The 24044-nt window shown below is 63.1% G+C and carries 25 protein-coding genes; 13 read left to right on the plus strand and 12 right to left on the minus strand.

Features of this window, described 5'->3' with window-relative positions:
* Positions 1-65: 65 nt before the first annotated feature.
* Both trmA and ACTJKT_RS24510 read right to left on the minus strand, forming a co-directional pair.
* The gene (gene trmA, locus ACTJKT_RS24505; RefSeq protein WP_372437586.1) at positions 66-1145 is read right to left on the minus strand and encodes a tRNA (uridine(54)-C5)-methyltransferase TrmA; all 1080 of its coding nucleotides are present in this window, start codon (positions 1143-1145) and stop codon (positions 66-68) included.
* Complete coding sequence (locus ACTJKT_RS24510; protein ID WP_440788886.1) at positions 1142-2437, minus strand: NCS2 family permease; 1296 nt, start codon at positions 2435-2437, stop codon at positions 1142-1144. Before ACTJKT_RS24510 ends, trmA begins: the two co-directional genes overlap by 4 nt.
* A gap of 205 nt (positions 2438-2642) precedes the next feature.
* On the opposite strand from ACTJKT_RS24510, the gene ACTJKT_RS24515 reads away from it, so the two are divergent.
* The gene (locus ACTJKT_RS24515) at positions 2643-3092 is read left to right on the plus strand and encodes a DUF4879 domain-containing protein (RefSeq protein WP_440788887.1); all 450 of its coding nucleotides are present in this window, start codon (positions 2643-2645) and stop codon (positions 3090-3092) included.
* A 69-nt stretch (positions 3093-3161) separates the two neighbouring features.
* Positions 3162-3713 (plus strand): DJ-1 family glyoxalase III, encoded by a 552-nt coding sequence (locus tag ACTJKT_RS24520; RefSeq protein WP_169915612.1) that lies wholly within the window; start codon positions 3162-3164, stop codon positions 3711-3713.
* Between the two features lie 3 nt (positions 3714-3716).
* On the opposite strand, the gene ACTJKT_RS24525 is transcribed toward ACTJKT_RS24520, so the two are convergent.
* From ACTJKT_RS24525 to ACTJKT_RS24535, 3 genes are all read right to left on the minus strand, one after another.
* Positions 3717-4007, minus strand: a complete 291-nt coding sequence (locus ACTJKT_RS24525; protein WP_092304861.1) for a HigA family addiction module antitoxin — start codon at positions 4005-4007, stop codon at positions 3717-3719.
* A gap of 15 nt (positions 4008-4022) precedes the next feature.
* Positions 4023-4301, minus strand: a complete 279-nt coding sequence (locus ACTJKT_RS24530; protein WP_440788888.1) for a type II toxin-antitoxin system RelE/ParE family toxin — start codon at positions 4299-4301, stop codon at positions 4023-4025.
* A 108-nt stretch (positions 4302-4409) separates the two neighbouring features.
* Positions 4410-5648, minus strand: a complete 1239-nt coding sequence (locus ACTJKT_RS24535; RefSeq protein ID WP_440788889.1) for an MFS transporter — start codon at positions 5646-5648, stop codon at positions 4410-4412.
* Positions 5649-6150: 502 nt separating this feature from the next.
* Between ACTJKT_RS24535 and ACTJKT_RS24540 the strand changes: the two genes are divergently transcribed.
* From ACTJKT_RS24540 to ACTJKT_RS24550, 3 genes are all read left to right on the plus strand, one after another.
* Positions 6151-7587: a cytochrome ubiquinol oxidase subunit I gene (locus ACTJKT_RS24540; RefSeq protein WP_106698693.1), complete on the plus strand. Its 1437-nt coding sequence runs from the start codon at positions 6151-6153 to the stop codon at positions 7585-7587.
* A gap of 3 nt (positions 7588-7590) precedes the next feature.
* Entirely contained in the window at positions 7591-8598 is a 1008-nt protein-coding gene (cydB, locus tag ACTJKT_RS24545; protein ID WP_063433099.1) for a cytochrome d ubiquinol oxidase subunit II, read from the plus strand.
* Positions 8599-8688: 90 nt separating this feature from the next.
* The gene (locus ACTJKT_RS24550) at positions 8689-8856 is read left to right on the plus strand and encodes a DUF2474 domain-containing protein (RefSeq protein ID WP_023969448.1); all 168 of its coding nucleotides are present in this window, start codon (positions 8689-8691) and stop codon (positions 8854-8856) included.
* A gap of 168 nt (positions 8857-9024) precedes the next feature.
* Here ACTJKT_RS24550 and ACTJKT_RS24555 read toward each other — a convergent pair whose 3' ends face one another.
* On the minus strand, positions 9025-10149 hold the full coding sequence (locus ACTJKT_RS24555; RefSeq protein ID WP_440788890.1) for a methyltransferase: 1125 nt from the start codon (positions 10147-10149) through the stop codon (positions 9025-9027).
* A 228-nt stretch (positions 10150-10377) separates the two neighbouring features.
* Between ACTJKT_RS24555 and ACTJKT_RS24560 the strand changes: the two genes are divergently transcribed.
* A complete protein-coding gene (locus ACTJKT_RS24560; RefSeq protein ID WP_106698691.1) occupies positions 10378-11154 on the plus strand; it encodes a ferredoxin--NADP reductase in 777 nt (258 codons plus the stop codon).
* Between the two features lie 57 nt (positions 11155-11211).
* Here the strand turns inward: ACTJKT_RS24560 and mscL are convergent, their stop codons facing one another.
* Positions 11212-11616: a large-conductance mechanosensitive channel protein MscL gene (mscL, locus tag ACTJKT_RS24565; RefSeq protein ID WP_440788891.1), complete on the minus strand. Its 405-nt coding sequence runs from the start codon at positions 11614-11616 to the stop codon at positions 11212-11214.
* A gap of 286 nt (positions 11617-11902) precedes the next feature.
* On the opposite strand from mscL, the gene katB reads away from it, so the two are divergent.
* The 4 genes from katB to ACTJKT_RS24585 all read left to right on the plus strand — a co-directional run bounded on the left by katB (position 11903) and on the right by ACTJKT_RS24585 (position 16351).
* The gene (gene katB, locus ACTJKT_RS24570) at positions 11903-13444 is read left to right on the plus strand and encodes a catalase KatB (protein ID WP_440788892.1); all 1542 of its coding nucleotides are present in this window, start codon (positions 11903-11905) and stop codon (positions 13442-13444) included.
* A gap of 188 nt (positions 13445-13632) precedes the next feature.
* Entirely contained in the window at positions 13633-14181 is a 549-nt protein-coding gene (locus ACTJKT_RS24575) for an ankyrin repeat domain-containing protein (protein ID WP_440788893.1), read from the plus strand.
* Between the two features lie 45 nt (positions 14182-14226).
* Positions 14227-15594 (plus strand): DNA repair protein RadA, encoded by a 1368-nt coding sequence (gene radA / locus ACTJKT_RS24580; RefSeq protein WP_025807574.1) that lies wholly within the window; start codon positions 14227-14229, stop codon positions 15592-15594.
* Positions 15595-15622: 28 nt separating this feature from the next.
* A complete protein-coding gene (locus ACTJKT_RS24585; RefSeq protein WP_440788894.1) occupies positions 15623-16351 on the plus strand; it encodes a hypothetical protein in 729 nt (242 codons plus the stop codon).
* Positions 16352-16376: 25 nt separating this feature from the next.
* On the opposite strand, the gene ACTJKT_RS24590 is transcribed toward ACTJKT_RS24585, so the two are convergent.
* Positions 16377-16745 carry a PilZ domain-containing protein gene (locus tag ACTJKT_RS24590; RefSeq protein ID WP_053281007.1) on the minus strand — a complete coding sequence of 123 codons (369 nt, stop codon included), beginning with the start codon at positions 16743-16745 and terminating at the stop codon, positions 16377-16379.
* 58 nt (positions 16746-16803) lie between these two features.
* Positions 16804-17265 carry a methyltransferase family protein gene (locus tag ACTJKT_RS24595; protein WP_440788895.1) on the minus strand — a complete coding sequence of 154 codons (462 nt, stop codon included), beginning with the start codon at positions 17263-17265 and terminating at the stop codon, positions 16804-16806.
* A gap of 209 nt (positions 17266-17474) precedes the next feature.
* Between ACTJKT_RS24595 and ACTJKT_RS24600 the strand changes: the two genes are divergently transcribed.
* The 3 genes from ACTJKT_RS24600 (at position 17475) to yjiA (ending at position 20876) form a co-directional block, all read left to right on the plus strand.
* Complete coding sequence (locus tag ACTJKT_RS24600) at positions 17475-19541, plus strand: carbon starvation CstA family protein (protein ID WP_440788896.1); 2067 nt, start codon at positions 17475-17477, stop codon at positions 19539-19541.
* Positions 19542-19556: 15 nt separating this feature from the next.
* Positions 19557-19754: a YbdD/YjiX family protein gene (locus ACTJKT_RS24605; protein ID WP_007930039.1), complete on the plus strand. Its 198-nt coding sequence runs from the start codon at positions 19557-19559 to the stop codon at positions 19752-19754.
* A gap of 150 nt (positions 19755-19904) precedes the next feature.
* Positions 19905-20876, plus strand: coding sequence for a GTPase (yjiA, locus tag ACTJKT_RS24610; protein ID WP_440788897.1), 972 nt, complete (start codon positions 19905-19907; stop codon positions 20874-20876).
* 107 nt (positions 20877-20983) lie between these two features.
* Here the strand turns inward: yjiA and ACTJKT_RS24615 are convergent, their stop codons facing one another.
* The 3 genes from ACTJKT_RS24615 to ACTJKT_RS24625 all read right to left on the minus strand — a co-directional run bounded on the left by ACTJKT_RS24615 (position 20984) and on the right by ACTJKT_RS24625 (position 23841).
* Positions 20984-21694, minus strand: a complete 711-nt coding sequence (locus ACTJKT_RS24615; RefSeq protein ID WP_440788898.1) for a GntR family transcriptional regulator — start codon at positions 21692-21694, stop codon at positions 20984-20986.
* A gap of 45 nt (positions 21695-21739) precedes the next feature.
* Complete coding sequence (locus tag ACTJKT_RS24620; RefSeq protein ID WP_009050962.1) at positions 21740-22444, minus strand: FadR/GntR family transcriptional regulator; 705 nt, start codon at positions 22442-22444, stop codon at positions 21740-21742.
* A gap of 83 nt (positions 22445-22527) precedes the next feature.
* Positions 22528-23841 carry a C4-dicarboxylate transporter DctA gene (locus ACTJKT_RS24625; RefSeq protein ID WP_440788899.1) on the minus strand — a complete coding sequence of 438 codons (1314 nt, stop codon included), beginning with the start codon at positions 23839-23841 and terminating at the stop codon, positions 22528-22530.
* Between the last annotated feature and the right edge of the window lie 203 nt (positions 23842-24044).

Consider the following 24044-nt stretch of genomic DNA (forward strand, 5'->3'; position numbering starts at 1 on the left):
TACAGGGAAGCGTGGAATGCAAACAGCCGTCACGAGGACGGCTGTTCGGGTGGTGCGGGGCGGGTTCAACGCCGGGTTAGCAAGACCCCGGATTCCATGTGGTGGGTCCACGGGAACTGGTCGAACATCGCGCAGCGGGTGATACGGTGAGTGTCGTGCAACTGGGCGATGTTGGCCGCCAGGGTTTCCGGGTTGCAGGAGATGTACAGGATGTTGTCGAAGCGCCGGGTCAGCTCGCAGGTGTCCGGGTCCATGCCGGCGCGCGGCGGGTCGACGAACACGCTGCCGAACTCGTAGCTCTTCAGGTCAACGCCCTGCAGGCGGCGGAACGGACGCACTTCGTTCAGGGCTTCGGTCAGCTCTTCGGCGGACAGGCGCACCAGGGTGACGTTCTCCACCGCGTTTTCGCTGAGGTTGCTCAGGGCCGCGTTGACCGAGGTCTTGCTGATCTCGGTGGCCAGCACCTTGCGCACCCGGGTGGCCAGGGGCAGGGTGAAGTTGCCGTTGCCGCAGTACAGCTCCAGCAGGTCGTCAGGACGATCGCCCAGGGCGTCGTAGGCCCAGTTGAGCATCTTCTGGTTGACCGTGCCGTTGGGCTGGGTGAAGGCGCCTTCCGGTTGGCGGTAGCTGAAGGTGCGCCCGCCGACTTCGAGTTTCTCCACCACGTAATCGTGGCCGATCACTTCGCGCTTGCCCTTGGAACGACCGATGACGCTGACGTTCAGCTCGGTCGCCAGCTTGCTCGCCGCGGCGTGCCAGTGTTCGTCCAGCGGGCGGTGATAACACAGGGTGATCATCGCGTCGCCGGCCAGGGTGGTGAGGAACTCGACCTGGAACAGCTTGTGGCTCAAGGCGCTGCTGGCTTGCCAGGCGGCCTTGAGTTGCGGCATCAGCTGATTGATGCGCTGGCTGGCGATCGGGAATTCTTCGATCAGGATCGGCGTGCGTTTGTCTTCCTGGGAAAACATCGCGTAATGGCGCTCGCCGGCTTCGCGCCACAGGCGGAACTCCGCGCGCAGGCGGAAGTTCTGCAGCGGCGAGTCGAAGACCTGTGGCTCGGGGGCATCGAACGGCGCCAGCAGTTCACGCAGGCGCGCGACCTTGTCGGCGAGCTGGGTGGCGTAAGCCTGGGAATCGAAAGTCATGCGTTGAACCAACCCAACTTGATCACAAACAGTACCGACAGGATCACCAGCGGCGCGTTCAGCTCACGGGCGCGGCCCGACAGCAGCTTGATCGCGGTCCAGGCAATGAAGCCGAAGGCGATGCCGTTGGCGATGGAGTAGGTGAACGGCATGGCCAGGGCGGTGACCACCACGGGCGCGGCAACCGTGATGTCGTCCCAGTCTATTTCCGCCAGGCCCGAAGTCATCAGCACCGCGACGAACAGCAGGGCAGGCGCGGTGGCGAAGGCCGGGACGCTGGCCGCCAGTGGCGAGAAGAACAGCGCCAGGAGGAACAGGATCGCCACGACGATGGCGGTCAGGCCGGTGCGGCCACCGGCGCTGACGCCGGCTGCGGATTCGATGTAGCTGGTGGTGGTCGAGGTGCCCAGCAGGGAACCGGCCATGGCCGCGGTACTGTCGGCGATCAGCGCCCGGCCCATTTTCGGCATGTGGCCGTCCTTGCCCATCAGGCCGGCGCGCTTGGCGACGCCGATCAGGGTGCCGGAGTTGTCGAACAGGTCGACGAACAGGAAGGCGAAGATCACGCTGACCAGGCCGATGTCCAGCGCGCCCTTGATGTCCAGTTGCAGGAAGGTCGGGGCCAGCGAAGGCGGCATCGAGGTCACGCCGCCGAACGGGGTGAAGCCCAGGCCGATGGAGACGATGGTCACCGACAGGATGCCGATCAGTACCGCGCCGCGGACCTTCAGGGCTTCCAGGGCGACGATCAGGGCAAAGCCCAGGGTCGCGAGGATCGGGGCTGGTTGCTTCAGATCACCGAGGCCGACCATGGTCGCCGGGTTGCCGACCACGATGCCGGCGTTGTGCAGGGCGATCAGCGCCAGGAACAGGCCGATACCGGCGGCAATCGCCGAGCGCAGCGGCAGCGGGATGCTGTTGATGATCCATTCGCGGATCTTGAAGATCGACAGCAGGAAGAACAGCACCGCCGAAATGAACACCGCGCCCAGCGCCACTTGCCAGGTATGGCCCATGTGCAGGACCACGGTGTAGGTGAAGAAGGCGTTCAGGCCCATGCCCGGAGCCAGGGCGATCGGGTAGTTGGCGATCAGGCCCATCACGGTCGAACCGATGGCGGCGGCCAGGCAGGTGGCGACGAACACCGCACCCTTGTCCATGCCGGTCTCGCCGAGGATGCTCGGGTTGACGAAGAGAATGTAGGCCATGGCCAGGAAGGTCGTGATGCCCGCAAGAATCTCGGTCCGCACGTTGGTGTTGTGTGCCTTGAGTTGAAACAGCCTTTCCAGCATGTCTGCTCCCCGTGGCGCGTTGGGCGCCGTGAATGTATCGACCCGAACAGCAAAGCACAGACTGCCTGGAGGCGTCCGAGGATTTTGTGCGGGCCGGAAAAAGCCGCGCATCATACCAGCAGCGTAAGGCTATGGCTGCGATCGTCGGCGATGTTTTGCCCGAGTGGCGACTGGGGCATACTGCGCCGACGTTTTGGGGGGACTTATGCACAGCACTATAAAAGCGATGACCTTGGCGGTAGCGGCCAGCAGCCTGTGGTTGGGAGCCGCGCCGGCCATGGCCCGTTCCGCGCCGCCCTTGAGCCAGGTGGAAATTCTCAAGGTCGAATCATCGTCCTGCGGCCTGGAGGATGTGTCGGACGGGCGCGACAAGACCGCCTGCGATCACCAGGGCCCGAACATCAAGGTGTATGTGCTGGAAATCGGCTACGGCCGCCAGCCCCGGGTGGCGCTGGACGGCTTCGAAGTCAACGGCACGCGCGCGGCGGTCTGCGAAGAAGGCTCCAGCCTGGTGCCGTGCGGCAACTCCGGGATCACCGTCGGCTACATCTATACCTTCGACCTGGCCGGCAAGCAGGAAGGCACCTTCACCTTCAGCAACACCTCGCTGAATGCGCCGGGCAACAGCATGAGCGCGCAGATCTACATCAAGTGACGGCAGTCTCCGAACGCGGAGGGCTTTAAAGCTGACTAAGCTTTAAAGACCCCACCGCGGACACAGCCCATGACCTTTAGAGCCCTGATTCCCCTCGCCGAGGGTGTCGACGACCTGCAAAGCGTGACCCTGATCGATGTGCTGCGCCGCGCTCAAGTCGAAGTGCTGGTGGCCAGTATCGAAGGGCGGCGCATGCTCACCTGCGCCCGCGGCACCCGGATGACCGCCGACGGCATGCTGGTGGATGTACTGGCCCAGAACTTCGACCTGATCGTGCTGCCCGGTGGCGCCGTCGGCGCGCAACACCTGGCGGCCCATCAACCGCTGATGCAATTGGTCACAGACCAGGCCGCCGCCGGGCGCCTGTTCGCCGGCATCGCCGAAGCGCCGGCCCTGGCGTTGCAGAGTTACGGGGTGCTGCGCCAGCGGCGCATGACCTGCCTGCCCAGCGCCAGCCATCAGCTGTCGGGCTGCAACTTCGTCGACCAGCCGGTGGTGGTGGATGGCAACTGCATCACCGCGCAAGGCTCGGGGGCGGCCCTGAGTTTTGCCCTGACCCTGGTGGAGCAACTGTGCGGCAGGGGCCGGCGGGCGGTGGTGGAGGGGGAGTTGCTGGTTTAGCGATCAGCAGACATGAGCGGCAATCGGCTCGATGCGCGGTAACAAGTCTTGTTCGGTATGCCAGATATCGTAGTCAGCCTGTACCGCCAGCCAGACCTTGGCTTTACCTATTCCGGCGCGCTCCAGCCTTACCGCCAGCTCCGGCCGGATCGGCGCGTGGCCGTTCAGCACCTTGGAGAGATGGGGGCGGGCGTAGCCAAGACGCCTGGCCAATTCCGTCACGCTGATTCCCAACTCGGGCAATACATCCACACGCAGTGTTTCACCGGGGTGTGGCGGGTTGTGCATGGGCATGATCCTGCCTCCTGTTCAGTGGTAATCCAGATAGTCGACCAGCTCGATATCCGAACCCGTAAAACGAAAAATCACCCGCCAATTGCCCGATACGGTCAGTGACCAGTATTCGCGACGCTTACCCTTGAGCGGATGCAACCGCCATCCCGGGAGGTCGAGATCGTCAGGCTCTGTCGCGTGATCCATGAAAGGCAGCATGCGCGCCAGGCGCCTTGCATGATCGGCCCGGATCCCTCGGGTCGATCCCGTTTCATAGAAGGCCTTGAGGCCTTTGTGCTGAAAGGATGTGATCATGCGGCGAGTGTAAGGCGATACCTTACACTCTTCACAGCGGACATGTATTGCAGCGCGTGAACCGGACGATCAACGGCGACGTTCCACGCGGCTGTTATCTGCCCCGAATCAGGCCTTGGCCTCTTCCACTGGCCCATGCATGCGATCGCGCCGGGCCAGGGTCGGGAACAGTTTTATCCACACCCCGGTCACCAGCAGGGTGCCGACTCCGCCGAGGACCACCGCCGGCACGGTGCCGAACCAGTGGGCGGTGAGCCCGGACTCGAACTCGCCGAGCTGGTTGGAGGCGCCGATGAACAGGCCGTTGACGGCGCTGACCCGGCCGCGCATTTCGTCCGGGGTTTCCAGCTGCACGAAGGAGGCGCGGATCACCATGCTGATCATGTCCGCCGCGCCCAGCACCACCAGCACCAAGAGCGAGAACCAGAACGAGGTCGACAGGCCGAAGGCGATGGTGGCGACGCCGAACACGCCTACGGCGGTGAACATCACCCGACCGACATGGCGGTCGACGGCAAAGCGCGCCAGCCACAACGACATCAGCAGGGCCCCCACCGCCGGCGCCGAGCGCAGTAGGCCCAGGCCCCAGGCGCCGGTGAGCAGGATGTCCTTGGCGAACACCGGCAGCAGCGCGGTAGCGCCGCCCAGCAGTACGGCGAACAGGTCCAGGGAGATCGCCCCGAGGATGTCCGGCCGGCTGCGAATGAAGCGCACCCCGGCCAGCAACGAGTCCAGGGTGGCCTTGCCCTTGTTCAGCGGCGTCTGCCGCGCGGGCAGGTTGAGCATCAGGCAGCAGGCGATCACATACAGCAGCACGGTCGGGCCATAGACCCACACGCTGCCAAAGGCGTAGAGCAGCCCGCCGAGGGCCGGCGCGACGATGGTCGCCGATTGCTGGGCGGACTGGGCGGCGGCCACGGGGCGGGGGAACAGCGCGCTGGGCACGATGCTCGGCAGCAGCGCCTGGGTGGTCGGCATCTCGAAGGAGCGGGCGGCGCCCAGCAGGAAGGCGAGGATGAAGATCATCTCGCGAGTGACGTGATTGGTGGCGCTGCCAATGGCCAGGGACAGGGCGATCAGCGCCTGCAGCGACTGGCAGATGGCCGCCACCTTGCGCCGGTCATAGCGGTCCGCCACATGCCCGGTGTGCAGCATGAACAGTACCCGCGGCGCGAACTCCACCAGCCCGACCAGGCCCAGGTCGAGCACGTTGCCGGTCAGTTGGTAGAGGTTCCAGCCGATGGCCACGGTGAGCATCTGGAAGCCGCTGGCGGTGAAGATCCGCGCCAGCCAGAAAGCAATGAACGGACGGTGATGGCGAAGCAGCAGAGGGTCTTGGCTGGGCATCTGAAAGGCAGGTCTGGGCGTGGAGTAGGGCGAGGTTATCACCAAGATGTAACCAATAGTTGCAGAATCATTAGCTCTGCATCTATCCCGTTTATTCGAAATGGCCCAATCCCTGTAGCCGCTGCCGCAGGCTGCGAAAAGGGCCAAAGGACCTTCGGCGGCGCAGAAATCGCCACGACCGTTCCGGCCGATCGCAGCCTTCGGCAGCGGCTACAGAGTGAGCAAAATTCCGGGAAAACCCCGTTCTTGACGTGGTGAGGCAACCTGTCACGCGACAAAAGACCACACAAACCAATGATGAAAATACGACTACTCTTTCAGCGTTGATTGATCCAGATCAAAACCTTTTCCCAAGGTTGGGTCTGGCGGCCAGATGGCCAGACTCCCTGCGTTGCGATGGGTTTAAAAAGAACGAATTCGAATTCGCCACACTCCAGATCCGTGGGGGCAGTGGGTGCAGGCCTCCAGCCGGCAGCCGGTATTACCTGACAGAGGAAAGCTTATGTTCGGTTTGGAGGCGCTAGATCTCGCCCGAATTCAGTTCGCGTTCACCATCTCGTTCCACATCCTGTTCCCCGCCATCACCATTGGTCTGGCGAGCTACCTGGCGGTGCTCGAAGGTTTGTGGCTCAAGACGCGCGACGATACCTACCGTGACCTGTACCACTTCTGGTCGAAGATCTTCGCCGTCAACTTCGGTATGGGGGTGGTCTCGGGCCTGGTCATGGCCTACCAGTTCGGCACCAACTGGAGCCGGTTCTCCGACTTTGCCGGTTCCGTTACCGGGCCGCTGCTGACCTATGAAGTGCTCACCGCGTTCTTCCTCGAAGCCGGCTTCCTCGGCGTGATGCTGTTCGGCTGGAACCGGGTCGGGCGCAAGCTGCACTTCTTCTCCACCGTGATGGTGGCCATCGGTACCTTGATTTCGACCTTCTGGATCCTCTCGTCCAACAGCTGGATGCAGACGCCCCAGGGCTTTGAAATCGTCGACGGCCGAGTGATCCCGGTCGACTGGTTCGCCATTGTCTTCAACCCGTCGTTCCCCTACCGCCTGGCGCACATGGCCACGGCTGCCTTTGTCGCTACGGCGTTCTTCGTCGGTTCGTCCGCCGCCTGGCACCTGCTGCGCGGCCGCGATAACCCGGCAATTCGCCGCATGCTGTCGATGGCGATGTGGATGGCCCTGATCGTCGCGCCGATCCAGGCCGTGATCGGCGACTTCCACGGTCTCAACACCCTCAAGCACCAGCCGGCGAAAATCGCCGCGATCGAAGGTCACTGGGAAAACGTCGGTAACGAGCCGACCCCGCTGATCCTGTTCGGCTGGCCGGACATGAAGGAAGAAAAGACCAAGTTCGCCGTCGAGATCCCGTATCTGGGCAGCCTCATCCTCACTCACTCGCTGGACAAGCAGGTGCCGGCGCTCAAGGAATTCCCGCCGGAAGACCGGCCGAATTCGACCATCGTGTTCTGGTCGTTCCGGATCATGGTCGGCCTGGGCATGCTGATGATCCTCACCGGCCTGTGGAGCCTGTGGCTGCGCAAGCGTGACCGCATCTACGAGAATCGTGCGTTCCTCTACCTGGCGTTGTGGATGGGGCCGTCCGGCCTGATCGCGATCCTCGCCGGCTGGTTCACCACCGAGATCGGCCGCCAGCCGTGGGTGGTCTACGGGCTGATGCGCACCGCGGACGCTTCGTCCGGGCACAGCCTGATGCAGATGAGCATCACCCTGGCGCTGTTTGTCGTGGTGTATTTCTCGCTGTTCGGGGTCGGTATCGGCTACATGATGCGCCTGGTGCGCAAAGGGCCGAAGACCAACGAAGGCGCGGAAGTCAGCCACGGTGGCCCTGGCCAGAAACGCACGCCGGCCCGTCCGCTGTCGGCCGCCGACGACGATGCCGAAGACAACGGCACCAGCCTGAACAAGGGGAATTGAGTCATGGGTATTGATCTTCCGCTGATCTGGGCCGTGATCATCATCTTCGGCATCATGATGTACGTGGTCATGGACGGGTTCGACCTGGGGATCGGGATTCTTTTCCCGTTCGTCAAGGACGCCCGCGACCGTGACGTGATGATGAACACCGTCGCCCCGGTCTGGGACGGTAACGAAACCTGGCTGGTCCTGGGCGGTGCCGCGTTGTTCGGCGCCTTCCCGCTGGCCTATTCGGTGGTGCTCTCGGCGCTGTACATGCCGCTGATCCTGATGCTCATCGGCCTGATCTTCCGCGGCGTGGCCTTCGAGTTCCGCTTCAAGGCCAAGGAAGCCAAGCGCCACATCTGGGACAAGGCGTTCATCGGCGGTTCGCTGGCGGCGACCTTCTTTCAGGGTCTGGCCCTGGGCGCCTTCATCGATGGCCTGCCGGTGGTCGACCGCCAGTACGCTGGCGGTTCGCTGGACTGGTTCACGCCGTTCACCCTGTTCTGCGGCGTCGCGCTGGTAGTGGCCTATGCCTTGCTCGGCTGCACCTGGCTGATCATGAAGACCGAAGGCAAGCTGCAGGAGCAGATGCATGACCTGGCGCGGCCATTGGCCTTCGTGCTGCTGGCGGTGATCGGTGTCGTCAGTATCTGGACGCCGCTGGCCCACCCGGAAATCGCTTCGCGCTGGTTCACCCTGCCGAATCTGTTCTGGTTCCTGCCGGTGCCGATCCTGGTGCTGGTGACCATGTACGGCTTGCTGCGCGCCGTGGCCCGCAATGCCCACTACACGCCGTTCCTGCTGACCCTGGTGCTGATTTTCCTCGGCTACAGCGGCCTGGGCATCAGCCTGTGGCCGAACATAGTGCCGCCGTCGATCTCGATCTGGGACGCCGCCGCGCCGCCGCAAAGCCAGGGCTTCATGCTGGTGGGCACGCTGTTCATCATCCCGTTCATCCTGGGTTACACCTTCTGGAGCTACTACGTGTTCCGCGGCAAGGTCACCCACGAAGACGGCTACCACTAGTCAATGCGCGCTCCTGTGCAGGAGCGAAGCTTGCTCGCGATGGCGTCCTGAACGACGCCATCGTCTCCACAGCGAAAGGAGTATTCGATGATGGCTGGCAAACCCACATTGCAGGAAATCGAAGAAGCCGAGAAGAAACCGCTCTGGCAGCGTCTGGGCTGGCTCGCCGGGATCTGGGTCGGCAGCGTGCTGGCGCTGTTTATCGTCGCCAGCCTGATGCGCATGTTCATGAACGCCGCGGGCCTGACCACGCACTGATTTTCACCACCGCTCATCCCATCCCGTTGCCTTGCGGCACGGTTTTATAACCCTCCTTTGGAGGGTTTTTTTTTTTGCCTGGGGGATATTTCCATGTCTTTCTTCCGTAGGAGCGAAGCTTGCTCGCGATGNNAGCAAGCTTCGCTCCTACAGAGGGGCAGGGTGGTGCTATTTGCGCGCCTTGAGGATCACGAACTTGGGCGTGGCGGCCACTTGTTCGACGCCGCGGAACAGCCGCGCCAGCTTGCTGTGATAACCCAGGTGGCGGTTGCCGACGATGTACAGCGCGCCGCCCACCACCAGGGCTTCGCGGGCCTGCTGGAACATGCGCCAGGCGAGGAAGTCGCCGACCACCTGCTGTTGGTGGAACGGCGGGTTGCACAGCACCACGTCCAGCGACTGCGGCTCCTGGCCGGCCAGGCCGTCGCCGGCACGGACGGTCACTTCGCGCTGGCCCAGGGTCGCGCGCCAGTTCTCCAGGGCCGATTGCACGGCCATGAAGGATTCGTCCACCAGGGTGTAGTGGGCGTCGGGGTTGTGCAGGGCGCTGGCGATGGCGAGCACGCCGTTGCCGCACCCCAGGTCCGCGACCCGGGCCTTGCCGAGGTTTTTCGGCAGGTGCGGAAGGAAGGCACGGGTGCCGATGTCCAGGCCTTCGCGGCAGAACACATTGGCGTGGTTGAGCAGCTCGATGGCGGGCTCGTCGAGCTTATAGCGGGTTGGGTAGGGCGAAACCGCCGGGGTTTTCGCCTCCGGTATGGCGATCAGCAAACGGGCTTTTTTCACCGCCAGCGAAGCCTGCACCGGACCGATGTAGCGTTCCAGCAGGTCGCCGGCGGCCCGCGGCAGGTGCTTGACCATCGCCGCCGCCACCACCTGGGCACCCGGGGCCAGTTGGCCTTGCAGGCGAATCAGCTGTTCTTCCAGCAGGGCCAGGGTCTTGGGCACGCGGATCAGTACGCGGTCGAAGGGCCCGGTCAACGGCTCGCTGGCCGGTACCACCGTTACGGCGTCGAACGGCTGGCCATTGCGCACCAGGTTTTTCTCCAGCGCCAGTGCGCCGAGAAACGAATCGCCGCTGCTGCGCACCTGCACCCGTCCGACCAGGCTGGCCGCCAGCGCGCCGAAGCTGTCGTTGAGGACCAGCACCCGGGTGTCCGCCGTCGGCTGCTGTTCGGCCAGGTGATTGAGCAGGTACTCGTCCGCCGCGTCGAAGGCTTGCAGGGGCTCGTTCTGTTGTTCGGGCTGGCGGATCAGGTCGAGCTGGGCAAAGGGGCTTTCGAGCAGGGGCATGGGGCGGACTCTTGGTAATCGGTGAATGTCCTGCCGGCGGGAGGGGCGCGATGCGGGCTGGACCGTTCGGGCAGGTGGCGCGCAGGCCGCGTGGCAGCTGCCCGAAGAGGGGGCCAATGGTACGTTTTTTTGCGCCCGATTGCCCGCGCTCTATGCCATTACAAACCGCCGGTGTTTCTGTCGCGCGCTTTGCGGGACACTAAGGGCATTCGCTTATTGGAGCCTGCCATGACTGCCAGTGCAGAAAAATACACGCGCCAGACCTTGCTCGACGTCCAGCCCCTGACTCCCAGCCTGTTTACCCTGCGCGCCACGCGGGATGCGGGCTTTCGCTTTCGTTCCGGGCAATTCGCCCGCCTGGGCGTGACCAAGGCCGATGGCAGCACGGTGTGGCGCGCGTACTCCATGGTGTCTTCGCCCTTCGACGAGTTTCTCGAGTTTTTCTCCATCGTCGTGCCCGGCGGCGAGTTCACCAGCGAACTGAGCCGGCTGGAGGAGGGCGATACCCTGATGGTGGACCGCCAGGCGTTCGGCTATCTGACCCTGGACCGTTTTGTCGATGGCCGCGACCTCTGGTTGCTGTCCACCGGCACCGGGATCGCACCTTTTGTTTCGATCCTCCAGGACTTCGAAGTCTGGGAGAAATTCGAGCGGATCATCCTGGTCTACAGCGTGCGCGAGGCCAAGGAGCTGGCTTATCAGCAATTGCTGGCCGAGCTGAAACAGCGCGATTATCTGGCGGAAGTCGCGCACAAGCTGCAAGTCATCACCACGGTGACCCGGGAATTGCATCCGGGCAGCCTCAATGGGCGGATCACCCATTTGATCGAGAGCGGCGAGCTGGAGCGCGTCGCCGGCGTGCCGCTGAGCGCCGAGCACTCGCGAGTGATGCTCTGCGGCAACCCGCAGATGATCGACGACACCCGCGCCCTGCTCAAGCAGCGCGACATGCACCTGAGCCTGACCCGGCGGCCGGGGCAGGTGGCGGTGGAAAACTACTGGTAAAAAAACGGCGCCGCCTGCAATACCAGCAGGGGCGCCGTTTTTGTTGCGGCAGCAGCCTCAGGGCTTGTTGTTCTGCGCCTTGAGCAGGTCGCGGATCTCGCCCAGCAGCGTTTCTTCCTTGGTAGGCACGGCCGGTGCCACGGCTTCTTCACGCTTCAGGCGGTTGATCACCTTCACGCCCATGAAGATGGCGAAGGCAACGATGATGAAGTCGATCAGGCTCTGGATGAACTTGCCGTAGGCCAGCACCACGGCCGGCGTCTCGCCGACTGCGTCCTTGAGCGTGATCGCCAGATCACTGAAGTCCACCCCACCGATCAGCAAGCCGATTGGCGGCATCACCACATCGCCCACAAACGACGAAACGATCTTGCCGAATGCGGCGCCGATGATAATACCGACGGCCATGTCGACCACATTACCTTTGACCGCGAAGGCCTTGAACTCACTTAGCACGCCCATAGGTTATTCCTTGTTACAGATGAGGTTGGTGAACGCAGTGTAATTCAGCAAAAGGCATCTTGCTTGAAGCAACGGATTACAGCGTTCGGAGTTATCGACCGAGTTAACGGCAAATAGTTTACAAAGTGCCATCAATCGCGCGCGAAATACCCGCACTTCTTCTTTCATACCAGAATATTTTCTCAATCGGACTGTTGCGACCTTTCTATTTAGATTTCGACTCTTTGGTCACTAGCCTCTGAATGGCGCACCTGGATGCGTTTGATTAAAACCAGAGGAATAAAACATGACCATGATCATTGGCCTTGGGACTTTTTCCCAACGACGCATAGTGGGCGTACTCGCCGCCAGTATGCTTTCTCTTTCCGTACAGGCCGCCACTCTGACCCGCGATAACGGGGCCGCGGTGGGCGATAACCAGAACTCGCAGACCGCGGGCGCTACCGGGCCGGTATTGCTGCAGGACGTGCAGTTGATCCAGAAGCTCCAGCGCTTCGATCGCGAGCGCATTCCAGAGCGGGTGGTGCATGCCCGTGGCACCGGTGCCCATGGTTCCTTCACCGTGACCGACAGCCTGAGCGACCTGACCAAGGCCAAGGTCTTCGCCGCCGGCCAGGTAACGCCGGTATTCGTGCGTTTCTCCGCGGTAGTGCACGGCAATCATTCGCCGGAAACCCTGCGTGACCCGCGCGGTTTTGCCACCAAGTTCTATACCGCCGATGGCAACTGGGATCTGGTCGGCAACAACTTCCCGACTTTCTTTATTCGTGACGCGATCAAATTCCCGGACATGGTTCATGCGTTCAAACCTGATCCGCGCACCAACCTGGATGACGATTCCCGTCGCTTCGATTTCTTCTCCCATGTTCCGGAAGCCACCCGGACCCTGACCGAGTTGTATTCCAATTCCGGTACTCCGGCCAGTTACCGGGAAATGGACGGTAATGGCGTGCACGCCTACAAGTTGGTGAATGCCAAGGGCGAAGTGCATTACGTGAAGTTTCACTGGAAGAGTTTGCAGGGCATCAACAACCTCGATCCCAAACAAGTGGTCGAGGTGCAGGGGCGTGATTACAGCCATATGACCAATGACTTGGTCACCCATATCAACAAGGGCGATTTCCCGAAATGGGACCTGTATGTCCAGGTCCTGAAGCCGGAAGATCTGGCCAAGTTCGATTTCGACCCGCTGGATGCCACCAAGATCTGGCCGGGTGTGCCTGAGCGCAAGGTCGGGCAGATGGTGCTCAACCGCAACCCGGCCAACGTGTTCCAGGAAACCGAACAAGTAGCCATGGCTCCGGCCAACCTGGTGCCGGGCATCGAGCCGTCGGAAGACCGCCTGCTGCAAGGTCGGGTGTTCTCCTATGCCGATACCCAGCTGTACCGCCTGGGCGCCAACGCCCTGCAATTGCCGATCAACGCGCCGAAAGTCGCGGTGAACAACGGCAACCAGGACGGCGCGATGAACATCGGTAGCACCAGCACCGGCGTGAACTACCAGCCGAGCCGCCTGATGCCGCGTGAAGAACCGCAAAGCGCGCGTTACAGCCAGTTAGCGCTGAGTGGCAGTACCCAGCAGGCGAAGATCCAGCGCGAGCAGAACTTCAAGCAGGCCGGCGATCTGTATCGCTCGCTGAGCCAGAAGGAGCGTCAGGACTTGATCGAGAACTTTGGCGGCTCCCTGGCGACCACCGATGACGAGAGCAAGCACATCATGCTGTCGTTCCTCTACAAGGCCGACCCCGAGTACGGCACCGGAGTGACCAAGGTGGCCAAGGGCGACCTGGCCCGGGTCAAGGCCCTGGCCGCCAAGCTGTCGGATTAACCTCAACCAGCGTCACGCCCAGGCGTGACGCTTCCCTTTCTGTAGGATCGAGGCTTGCCCGTGATGGGCCGCGCAGCGGCCCCAATACCGGTGACTGCGTTCTCCCTGACGAACGCATTTGCCCGGGCCGAAGTCATCGCGGGCAAGCCTCGCTCCTACAGGTTTTTGCAAGGCAAGGGAGTCGCACCATGCGCTTGTTCATTTCGCTGCTGCTGGCCGCCTGCTCGCTGGGCGCTTATGCCGAGCAACCGGTCCCCACGGACCCGGCGGCGGTCAAAGCCCAGTTACAGAATTACTACTTCGATGCGGCCCGTCGCGGCGACGTCGAGATGCTCGATACCTTTATCGAGGCCGGTTATTCCCTCGATACCCAGGACGAGAAGGGCTACACCGCCCTGATCCTTGCGGCGTATCACGGCCAGGGGCCGGCGGTGGAGCGTTTGCTGGCCGCCGGTGCCAACGCCTGTACCCAGGATAAAAGAGGCAATACGGCGCTGATGGGCGCCATTTTCAAGGGCGAGGTGAAGATCGCCCGGCGCCTGCTGGCCACCGACTGCAACCCCGACCAGCGCAACGGCGCCGGCCAGACCGCAGCCATGTACGCCGGGCTGTTCAAGCGGGTGGAGCTGCTCGATGCCCTGGCGACCAAAGGTGCCGACCTGAATGCCGAAGATCCGCTGGGCAACAGCGCCGCGCGTCTGGCCGACGGTGAAATCCACACGGCCGCGCCGCGCTGATCCGCTCCAGCTGAGCTATCATCGCGGTTTTTGCCGGGGGATCAGATGGCCAAGGCCAAGCGCATGTACGGCTGCACCGAGTGCGGCGCAACCTTTCCCAAGTGGGCCGGCCAGTGCGGTGAATGCGGAGCCTGGAACACCCTGACCGAAACCATGGTGGAAAGCGGCGGCGCCGCGGCCCCCAGCGGTCGCACCGGTTGGGCCGGCCAGCAGGCGCAGATCAAGACCCTGGCCGAGGTCAGCGTCGAAGAGATCCCGCGCTTTTCCACGGCTTCCGGCGAGCTGGACCGGGTGCTTGGCGGCGGGCTGGTCGACGGTTCGGTGGTGCTGATCGGCGGCGACCCGGGGATCGGCAAGTCGACCATTCTGCTGCAGACCCTGTGCAACATCGCCACCCGCATGGCGGCGCTCTACGTCACCGGCGAGGAATCGCAGCAACAGGTGGCGATGCGTGCCCGGCGCCTGGGCCTGCCCCAGGACCAGCTGCGGGTGATGACCGAAACCTGTATTGAAACCATCATCGCCACGGCCCGGCTGGAGAAGCCCAAGGTCATGGTGATCGACTCGATCCAGACCATCTTCACCGAGCAGTTGCAATCGGCCCCCGGCGGTGTTTCCCAGGTGCGCGAAAGCGCGGCGCTGCTGGTGCGCTACGCCAAGCAGAGCGGCACGGCGATCTTCCTGGTGGGCCACGTGACCAAGGAGGGCGCGCTGGCCGGGCCGCGGGTCCTCGAGCATATGGTCGACACTGTGCTGTATTTCGAAGGTGAATCCGACGGCCGCCTGCGCTTGCTGCGGGCGGTGAAGAACCGCTTCGGCGCGGTCAACGAGCTGGGCGTGTTCGGCATGACCGATCGCGGCCTGAAAGAGGTTTCCAACCCTTCGGCGATCTTTCTCACCCGTGCCCAGGAAGAAGTTCCGGGCAGCGTGGTCATGGCCACCTGGGAAGGCACCCGGCCGATGCTGGTGGAAGTCCAGGCGCTGGTGGATGACAGCCACCTGGCCAACCCGCGGCGGGTCACCCTGGGTCTGGACCAGAATCGCCTGGCGATGCTGCTGGCGGTGCTGCATCGCCATGGCGGCATCCCGACCCACGATCAGGACGTGTTCCTCAACGTGGTCGGCGGGGTCAAGGTGCTGGAAACCGCGTCCGACCTGGCGCTGATGGCGGCAGTGATGTCCAGCCTGCGCAACCGGCCCTTGCCCCACGACTTGCTGGTGTTCGGCGAAGTCGGCCTGTCCGGCGAAGTGCGCCCGGTGCCGAGTGGCCAGGAGCGCCTCAAGGAAGCGGCCAAGCACGGCTTCAAACGGGCCATCGTGCCCAAGGGCAATGCCCCGAAAGAGCCGCCACAGGGCCTGCGGATCATTGCGGTAACTCGTCTGGAGCAGGCGCTGGATGCGCTGTTCGAATAACCCTTGTGCCACTGAAAGGATGCAGTTCATGCGGATGACAGGAGCGGGCCTGGGTGCCCTCGGTTTTGCGTTGTTGTGGGGCAGCGGCCTGGCTGTAGCCAGCCAGGAGGATGCGCCGCAGGGTTATCGGATCGCCCAGGAGTTGCTGGTGGGCGACGGCACGGTGCTCGAGGTGCTGGAAGACCGGCGCATCACCGCGCAATTGCACGCGCAGAGTTGGGGCAACGGCCTGGACGAAGAAACCTTCGACGAGTCGACGGACAGCGAACATCAGCCGCAACTGGAGGCCCGGGTACGCCTGGTATCGGAGGTCGGCGAAGTGCTTGCCGAGCAGTCCCTGGGCTATCCGCTGGCGAAGGTGGAAAAGGCGCCGCTCAGCGGCCTGCCATACCCGGCGTTTTTCCTCACCGTCGATCAGACGGCTCCGCTGGGCAGCTACAGCGGTCCGGCCACGCAGCTCCTGGCGCCGACCCGAAGCCGGCTGGAGCCGGTTGTCTATCGCGACGAAGACGGGGAGCAGCGTCCGCTGGGGTTGGCCCAGACCGGCAAGGCGGCCTGGCAGATCCTTCCAGCGGCGGCGGACGCTACCGAGGCGATTGCCCAAGTGTCTTCGGCGCCTGCCAGCGAGGGTGACGATTTTGTGACCACCTACCGGATCTATCGCTGGGTGGACGGGCAGTGGACCGCCGCCAGTCGGCAACAGCCCGGTTATTGGGATATGGAAAGCGAATTCCCCGAGCCCTCGGCGTTCCCCTGAGCGGCTGGCGGGAAGCGGCGGGCGCTCAAACCTCCAGCAGCGCCCCCAGCTCGCGCTCCAGTTCCTGCGGGTCGGCGAGGTTGAGTTCGATCAGCCGGCGCAGGTGTTCGATCGATTCCAGGTCTATATGCAGGCAGACGAAGCCCAGCTGGCCGTGATCGTCGTGCGCCAGCTGCACGTCCATGCGCACTTCGGCGTCATCGCTCAAATGGATATCGGCCTCGAACGGTTGGCTTTCGTCCCCCAGCCAGGGATCAGGACGCTGGATCAGCATGCCCTTGAGCGAGAGATCGACCAACTGCACGGACCAGCGATGAGGGCCCTGGCTCAGTTCGGTGCGGGCATCGAAGGCGATGCGTTTGAAACGACGACGATCGGAATGGTGTTCGCTCATGAGCTGCCCCTCTGCATGGTGAAATGACTATAGACCAGACCCGGGTGCGCTCCCACCGCTACAGCCAGCGGCGCACCTTGCGGCAATAGTCACGGTAGCGGTCGCCGAACAACTCCAGCAGGCGGATCTCGTCCGGCCGGATCACCGTCAGGTTCATCAGGTAAATCAGCAGCGGCAACAGCAGCCACGGCCACAGGCTGCCCAGCAACAGGGCGATGGCGCAGTAACCCAGGGTGTCGCCGAGATTGATGGGGTTGCGCGAGATCGCGAACGGGCCGTCGCACAGCAGGCGCCGGGGTTCGCCGAGATTGCTGCTGGTGGTGTGCCGTTGCCTGAGACACCACATCGCCCAGAACGACAGGCCCTGGCCGCCGATAATCAACAGCAGGGCCAGGGTGCGCAGCCAGCCGTTGACCGGGACCGGCAGGGGCACAGCGTCGGCAAGCAACAGCGCCACCACCAGGAACAGCAGATACAGCAGCGGCGGTGACAGCAGCGGTCCATCGGGTGGCGAGGACATGGGCACTCCAGACGACGAGTCCTTACAGGTGCGACCGCTTTTTCGCCCGGGTGGTTCAGTGCTACAGGGGCGGTTGCACCGCGGCGGTGCAAAACCTAGGAAAAAACTCAAAAGGACGCTCTAGACCAACGTGGGGGGTGGTCTTTGGGGCCAGTAGCGCTAAACTCCCGGTGGCTGTCTTTCTTGTCCACCCTGGCTGGAATAATAAAATGAAAAATAATAATAGCCCGCTACGCCACTTACCCTGGCTGGTGCTGGCAATCGTAGGAGCGTGCGCCCTCGGCGTAGTGGCATTGCGCCGAGGCGAGGCGATCAACGCCTTGTGGATCGTGGTCGCTGCCGTGGCCATCTATCTGGTCGCATACCGTTACTACAGCCTGTTCATCGCTAACAACGTGATGCAGCTCGATGCGCGCCGGGCCACCCCCGCCGTGCTCAACAACGACGGTCTGGACTATGTTCCGACCAACAAGCACATTCTCTTCGGTCACCACTTCGCGGCCATCGCCGGCGCGGGCCCGCTGGTGGGGCCGGTACTGGCGGCGCAGATGGGCTATCTGCCCGGCACGCTCTGGCTGATTGCCGGGGTGGTGCTGGCGGGGGCGGTGCAGGACTTCATGGTCCTGTTCATGTCCACCCGGCGCAACGGCCGCTCCCTGGGCGACATGGTCCGTGAGGAAATGGGCCGGATCCCGGGGACCATCGCGCTGTTCGGCTGCTTCCTGATCATGATCATCATCCTCGCGGTGCTGGCGCTGATCGTGGTCAAGGCCCTGGCCGAGAGTCCGTGGGGCATCTTCACGGTGATGGCGACCATCCCGATCGCGATGTTCATGGGCGTCTACATGCGCTACATCCGCCCGGGCCGCATCGGTGAAATCTCCATCATCGGCGTGCTCCTGCTGCTGGGCTCGATCTGGCTGGGGGGCCAGATTGCCGCGGACCCCGTGTGGTCCAAGGCCTTCACCTTCACCGGCGTGCAGATCACCTGGATGCTGATCGGCTACGGTTTCGTCGCCGCGGTGCTGCCGGTATGGCTGATCCTGGCGCCTCGCGACTACCTGTCGACCTTCCTCAAGATCGGGACCATCATCGCCCTGGCGATCGGCATCCTGATCACCATGCCCGAGCTGAAAATGCCGGCGCTGACCCAGTTCACCGACGGCACCGGCCCGGTCTGGAAAGGCGGCCTGTTCCCGTTCCTGTTCATCACCATCGCCTGTGGCGCGGTGTCCGGCTTCCACGCGCTGATCTCTTCCGGGACCACGCCGAAGCTGCTGGATAACGAAACCAACGCCCGTTACATCGGTTACGGCGGCATGCTGATGGAGTCCTTCGTGGCCATCATGGCGATGGTCGCCGCTTCGGTGATCGAGCCTGGCGTGTACTTCGCCATGAACAGCCCGGCGGCCATCGTCGGCGGTGACGTGGTCACCGTGGCGCAGACGGTCAGCAGCTGGGGTTTCGCCATTACTCCGGACGCCCTGCAAGCAGTGGCCAAGGACATTGGTGAAACCACCATCCTGGCCCGTGCCGGCGGTGCGCCGACCCTGGCGGTCGGTATCGCGCAGATCCTGCACACGGTGCTGCCGGGCGAGAACACCATGGCGTTCTGGTACCACTTCGCGATCCTGTTCGAAGCGCTGTTCATCCTGACCGCGGTGGACGCCGGTACCCGTGCCGGTCGTTTCATGCTGCAGGACCTGCTGGGCTCCTTCGTGCCAGCACTGAAACGCACCGAGTCCTGGACCGCCAACCTGATCGCCACCGCCGGCTGCGTGGCCCTCTGGGGTTACCTGCTGTACCAGGGCGTGATCGATCCGCTGGGTGGCATCAACACCCTGTGGCCGCTGTTCGGCATCTCCAACCAGATGCTGGCGGGTATCGCGCTGATGCTCGGCACCGTGGTGCTGATCAAGATGAAGCGTCAACGCTACATCTGGGTGACCTTGCTGCCAGCCACCTGGCTGCTGATCTGCACCACCACCGCGGGCCTCATCAAGCTGTTCGACGCCAACCCGGCAGTCGGTTTCCTGGCCCTGGCCAAGAAGTACAGCGATGCCCTGGCCAATGGTCAGATCCTCGCACCGGCCAAGGACATCACGCAGATGCAGCACGTGATCTTCAACGCCTACACCAACGCCACGCTGACGGTGCTGTTCCTGCTGGTGGTATTCAGCATCCTGTTCTACGCACTCAAGGTGGGTATCTCCGCCTGGGGTAAAAAAGAACGCACGGATAAAGAATCGCCATTCCATGCACTGCCGGATGCGTAATCGAGGATTGCAATCGTGTTCAATGACCTGAGTCGCCTCGGTAAATACCTCGGTCAGGCCGCGCGCCTGATGGTCGGCATGCCCGACTACGACAACTACGTCGAGCATATGCAGACCAAGCACCCGGACAAGCCGGTGATGTCGTACGAGGCGTTCTTCCGGGAACGCCAGGAAGCGCGGTACGGCGGCAAAGCCGGGCCGAAATGCTGTTGATTCGTTAGTGTCTCTGTAGGAGCGAGCTTGCTCGCGAAAAACCTAAAGACGCCGAGTTCATTCTGAACGCATGCGGTGTCCTTGAGTTCTTCGCGAGCAAGCTCGCTCCTACAGTTGTTTTTGCGTTCCCATTTATCAGGAGAACCGCTTTTGTCCTCTCCAATCCCCGTCACCGTTCTCAGCGGTTTCCTCGGCGCCGGCAAGACCACCTTGCTGCGTCATCTGCTCAAGGCCGAGCACGGCCTGAAAATCGCCGTGATCGAAAACGAATTCAGCGACGCCGGTATCGACACCCAGTTGCTGGGCGACGAGCCGGTGCAAGTGATGACGCTGTCCAATGGCTGCGTCTGCTGCACCATCCACACCGATCTGACCAAGGCGCTGTACCTGCTGCTTGAGCGGCTGGACAGTGGCGAGATCGCCTTCGACCGGCTGGTGATCGAATGCACCGGGCTGGCCGATCCGGCGCCCGTGGCCCAGACCTTCTTCATCGACGAAGAGCTGCGCGAGCGTTACATCCTCGACGGCATCATCACCCTGGTGGACGCCAAGCACGCCGAGCATCACCTGACCCAGACCATTGCCCAGGCCCAGATCGGCTTCGCCGACCGCCTGCTGGTGAGCAAGCGTGACCTGGTGGACGAGCCCACTTTCAATGCGCTGAGCGAGCGCCTGACCCGGATCAACCGCCGTGCGCCGATCCGTGTGGTCGAGCATGGCCGCATTGATCTGGCCGAGCTGCTGGATGTGCGCGGCTTCAACCTGAATGCCGACCTGGGGGGCGGTGTCAGTCTGCGCCCGGTGAGCAAGGCGCCTTCCATCGATCGTATTTCCAGCCTGGTGCTGCGTACCGACGCGCCGCTGGATATCGACCGGCTCAGCGAGTTCATGAACGAACTGCTGGAAGAACACGGCAAGCAGCTGCTGCGTTACAAGGGCGTGCTGAACATTGCCGGCGAGCCGCGGCGCCTGGTGTTCCAGGGCGTGCTCAAGCTGTACGGTTTCGACTGGGATACCGAGTGGGCCGAAGGCGAGGCGCGGGAAAGCGTGATTGTGTTCATTGCCGACGATCTGCCGGAAGAGAAGATCCGGGCCGGGTTCACGCGGATGGCGGCGCACTAGGGTCGTTATAGTGTCTGTACCGGCGTTATCGCGAGCAAGCTCGCTCCTACATGGGGGACANCCTGTAGGAGCGAGCTTGCTCGCGAAACGATCTCAGGCTCAGCGCGTTATTTCGATCCTGCACTGGCCTTGAGCAGCCTTTCCTCCAGGTGATCCAAGTGCCCGGTCATCAAGGCGACCGCGGCCTTTACGTCACCGTCTTCGATGGCATCGACAATCGCCGCGTGCTCCTGCCAGGCGCAATGGCTGCAGATACGGCTTTCATGGTGGGCGATTGCCAGTGAAGTCAGCGGCACCAGGCTGCCGAGGAAATGCGCCAGCGGCGCGTTGCCGGCCACCTCGGCCAATTGCAGGTGGAACTCGCCGGACAGACGGATCGCTGGGCCACGCAAACCGCGGTCGATGCAGTCGCGTTCAGCGGCGATCAATTCCCGCAGGCGCTTGAGGTTGCGCGGTGCCGGTTGCTGGCAGGCGAGCCGGACCAGGGTGATTTCCGTCAGGCGGCGGGCGTGCAGGATCTGCCGCGTTTGTTCATGATCGGGCGCTGCTACCTGAGGCCGGTGGTTGGGCCGCAGGATGATCACCTGCTGGTGGGACAAGCGCGCCAGGACCTGGCGAATGATGCTGCGGCTGACCCCGAACACTTCGCCGAGGCTGTCTTCGGTGAAACGGCTGGCGGGGGCGATGCGTTGTTCGAGAATGGCATCGAAAATCTGCGGATAGACATCGTCGACCAACAGTTTTTTCTCGCCGGTGCGGCGCCGTGGCAGGGCACCGGGGAGGGGGAATGCAAGTTTATTCAAGGCGTAGCTGGCCATGGCCTGTCTCCAGTCCGGTTACCGATACGAAAGTGTGGGTGCGGCTCAGTTGCCCAGATGGTCGTCCGGGATGTTCAGCTCGATGCCCATGCGCTGGCCTTCCTTGAGGATGTGCCGGCGCATTTCGGCACTGGCCAGCGCGCTGTTCTTGTTGCGGATCGCCCGGACCACCGCTTCGTTTTCTTCCAGGCGTTCGGCCAGGTGCTCCGGCGAGTTGCGCAGGATCTCCGCGCTCTGCTTCAGGGCGTTGCTGGTCTGCTGCACCACGTTCTGGAAGATCGGGTTGGAGGTCAGGGTGAACAGCTCTTCATGGAAGGCGATGTAGGCGTTCATCCCGGCTTCGCTGTCGTTGGCCTCCAGGGCCTCGCGCATGTCCATCAGGGTCAGGCGCAGCTGGCCCACTTCCTTGCTGCTGATGGACTGCGCCACCAGGCCGACGATGAAGGGTTCGAGGGTGTAGCGCAGTTGCAGCACGTCCTCGAGGCTGGCGCCCGCCACGCCGCTGTCGCTGGCCGGTTGTTCGTTGAGGCTGGCCTCCAGCACCACCACGCCTTTGCCGGGCATGGAACGCACCAGGCCCAGGGTTTCCAGAACAGTCACCGCCTCGCGCAGGCTCGGGCGGCTGATGCCCAGCTGCTCGGCCAATTCACGTTGCCCCGGCAGCATGTCGCCGGAGCGCCATTGGCCACGGGCCAAGGCCGCCCGCAGCTTTTCTACCACTGAATTTACAACCGTTGACGAGGTGATCACTGTTCACTCCCTGGAATATGGCGGATGAGGCCCATGGCAGGCGCTGATTGTTGTGCCTGCCGGCGACAGGCACAAGGCATGCCTCAGAACTCCTGCTGCTGCGTGCCGGGCAGCGGTTTTCGCGGTTGGAAACCATAGCCCTGCTGGCCGCTCAGGACTTTGTTGGCCCGTTGAATATCGATGTCTCTTTCCCAGCGGGCAATGGCCACGGTGGCGACGCAGTTGCCGATCAGGTTGGTCAGCGCCCGGCCGATGCCCATGAACCAGTCCACCGCCAGCACCAGCACCAGGCCCACCACCGGGATGGCCGGGATCGCCGTCAGGGTGGCGGCCAGGATCACCAGCGCCGAGCCGGGAATCCCGTGGGCGCCTTTGGAGGTGATCAGTGACACCAGCAGGATGGTCAGCAGGTCGGACGTCGACAACGGAGTACCGGTGGCATTGGCGATGAAGACGATGGCCAGGGTCAGGTAGATCGAGAACCCGTCGAGGTTGAACGAGTAACCCGTGGGAATGACCAGGCCGACCGTGGAGCTGCCGATGCCCAGGTGCTCCAGTTTGCGCATGATCTGTGGCAATACGGCGTCGGAGGAGGCGGTGCCGAGGACGATCAGCAGCTCTTCGCGCAGGTATTTGAGGAAGGGCAGCATACGCAGGCCGGAACAGCGCATCACCACCCCGAGAATGATCGCCACGAAAGCGAAGCAGGTCAGGTAGAACAGGCCCACCAGGCTGCCCAGGTGCTGCAGCGAGTCCAGGCCGTACTTGCTGGTGGTGAAGGCGATGGCGCCGAACACGCCGATCGGCGCCAGGCGCACGATCATGCCCATGATGCGGAAGATGATGTGGCTGAGTTCGTTGATCAGCCGCGAGATGCCGGAAGCGGCTTCGCCCACCAGGTTCAACGCGCTGCCGAACAGCACGGAGAACAGCAGCACCTGCAGGATGTTGTTTTCGGCGAAGGCGCCCAGGACCGAGTTGGGGATCAGCCCCATCAGGAAATCGGAGGTGCCGTGCATGTGCTGGCTGCGCTGGGCGATATCGCCCATGTCGGCGGCGGACAGCTGCTCCAGATGGATATTGGCGCCGCTGCCGATGCCGGTGGTGAAGGCGAAGACCAGGCCGATCACCAGGGCGATGGTGGTCAGGACTTCGAAGTAGATGACCGATTTGAGCCCGATGCGTCCGACCTTTTTCAGGTCGCCGGCGCCGGAGATGCCACTGACCACCACACAGAAGACGATCAGGCCGATCAGCATCTTGATCAGCTTGATAAAGGCATCGCCCAGTGGCTTGAGTTGCGAGGAGTATTCGGGGAGTGTCAGTCCGCACACGATGCCGAGCATCAGTCCGAGGACTACCTGGAGGAAAATCGAACGCGAGCACCATCTGAGCATGAGGGGAATCCTGGTCGGTGTCCCGGCTGCCGTGCGCGGAGCGCATCAGATTCGGGACTTAATTATTGTGGTCTTACCGGTATGTCCAGTGCAGGCGCAGTCTATGCCCGATTTTCCCGCGAATACAAGGGTAAATCCGAAAATTGGCATGACCGGTCTGACCAGTGGTGCTGTTCCTGTAGCCGCTGCCGCAGGCTGCGATA

The organism is Pseudomonas sp. 22526, assembly GCF_052044735.1.
GTDB classification, from domain to species: Bacteria; Pseudomonadota; Gammaproteobacteria; order Pseudomonadales; family Pseudomonadaceae; genus Aquipseudomonas; species Aquipseudomonas piscium.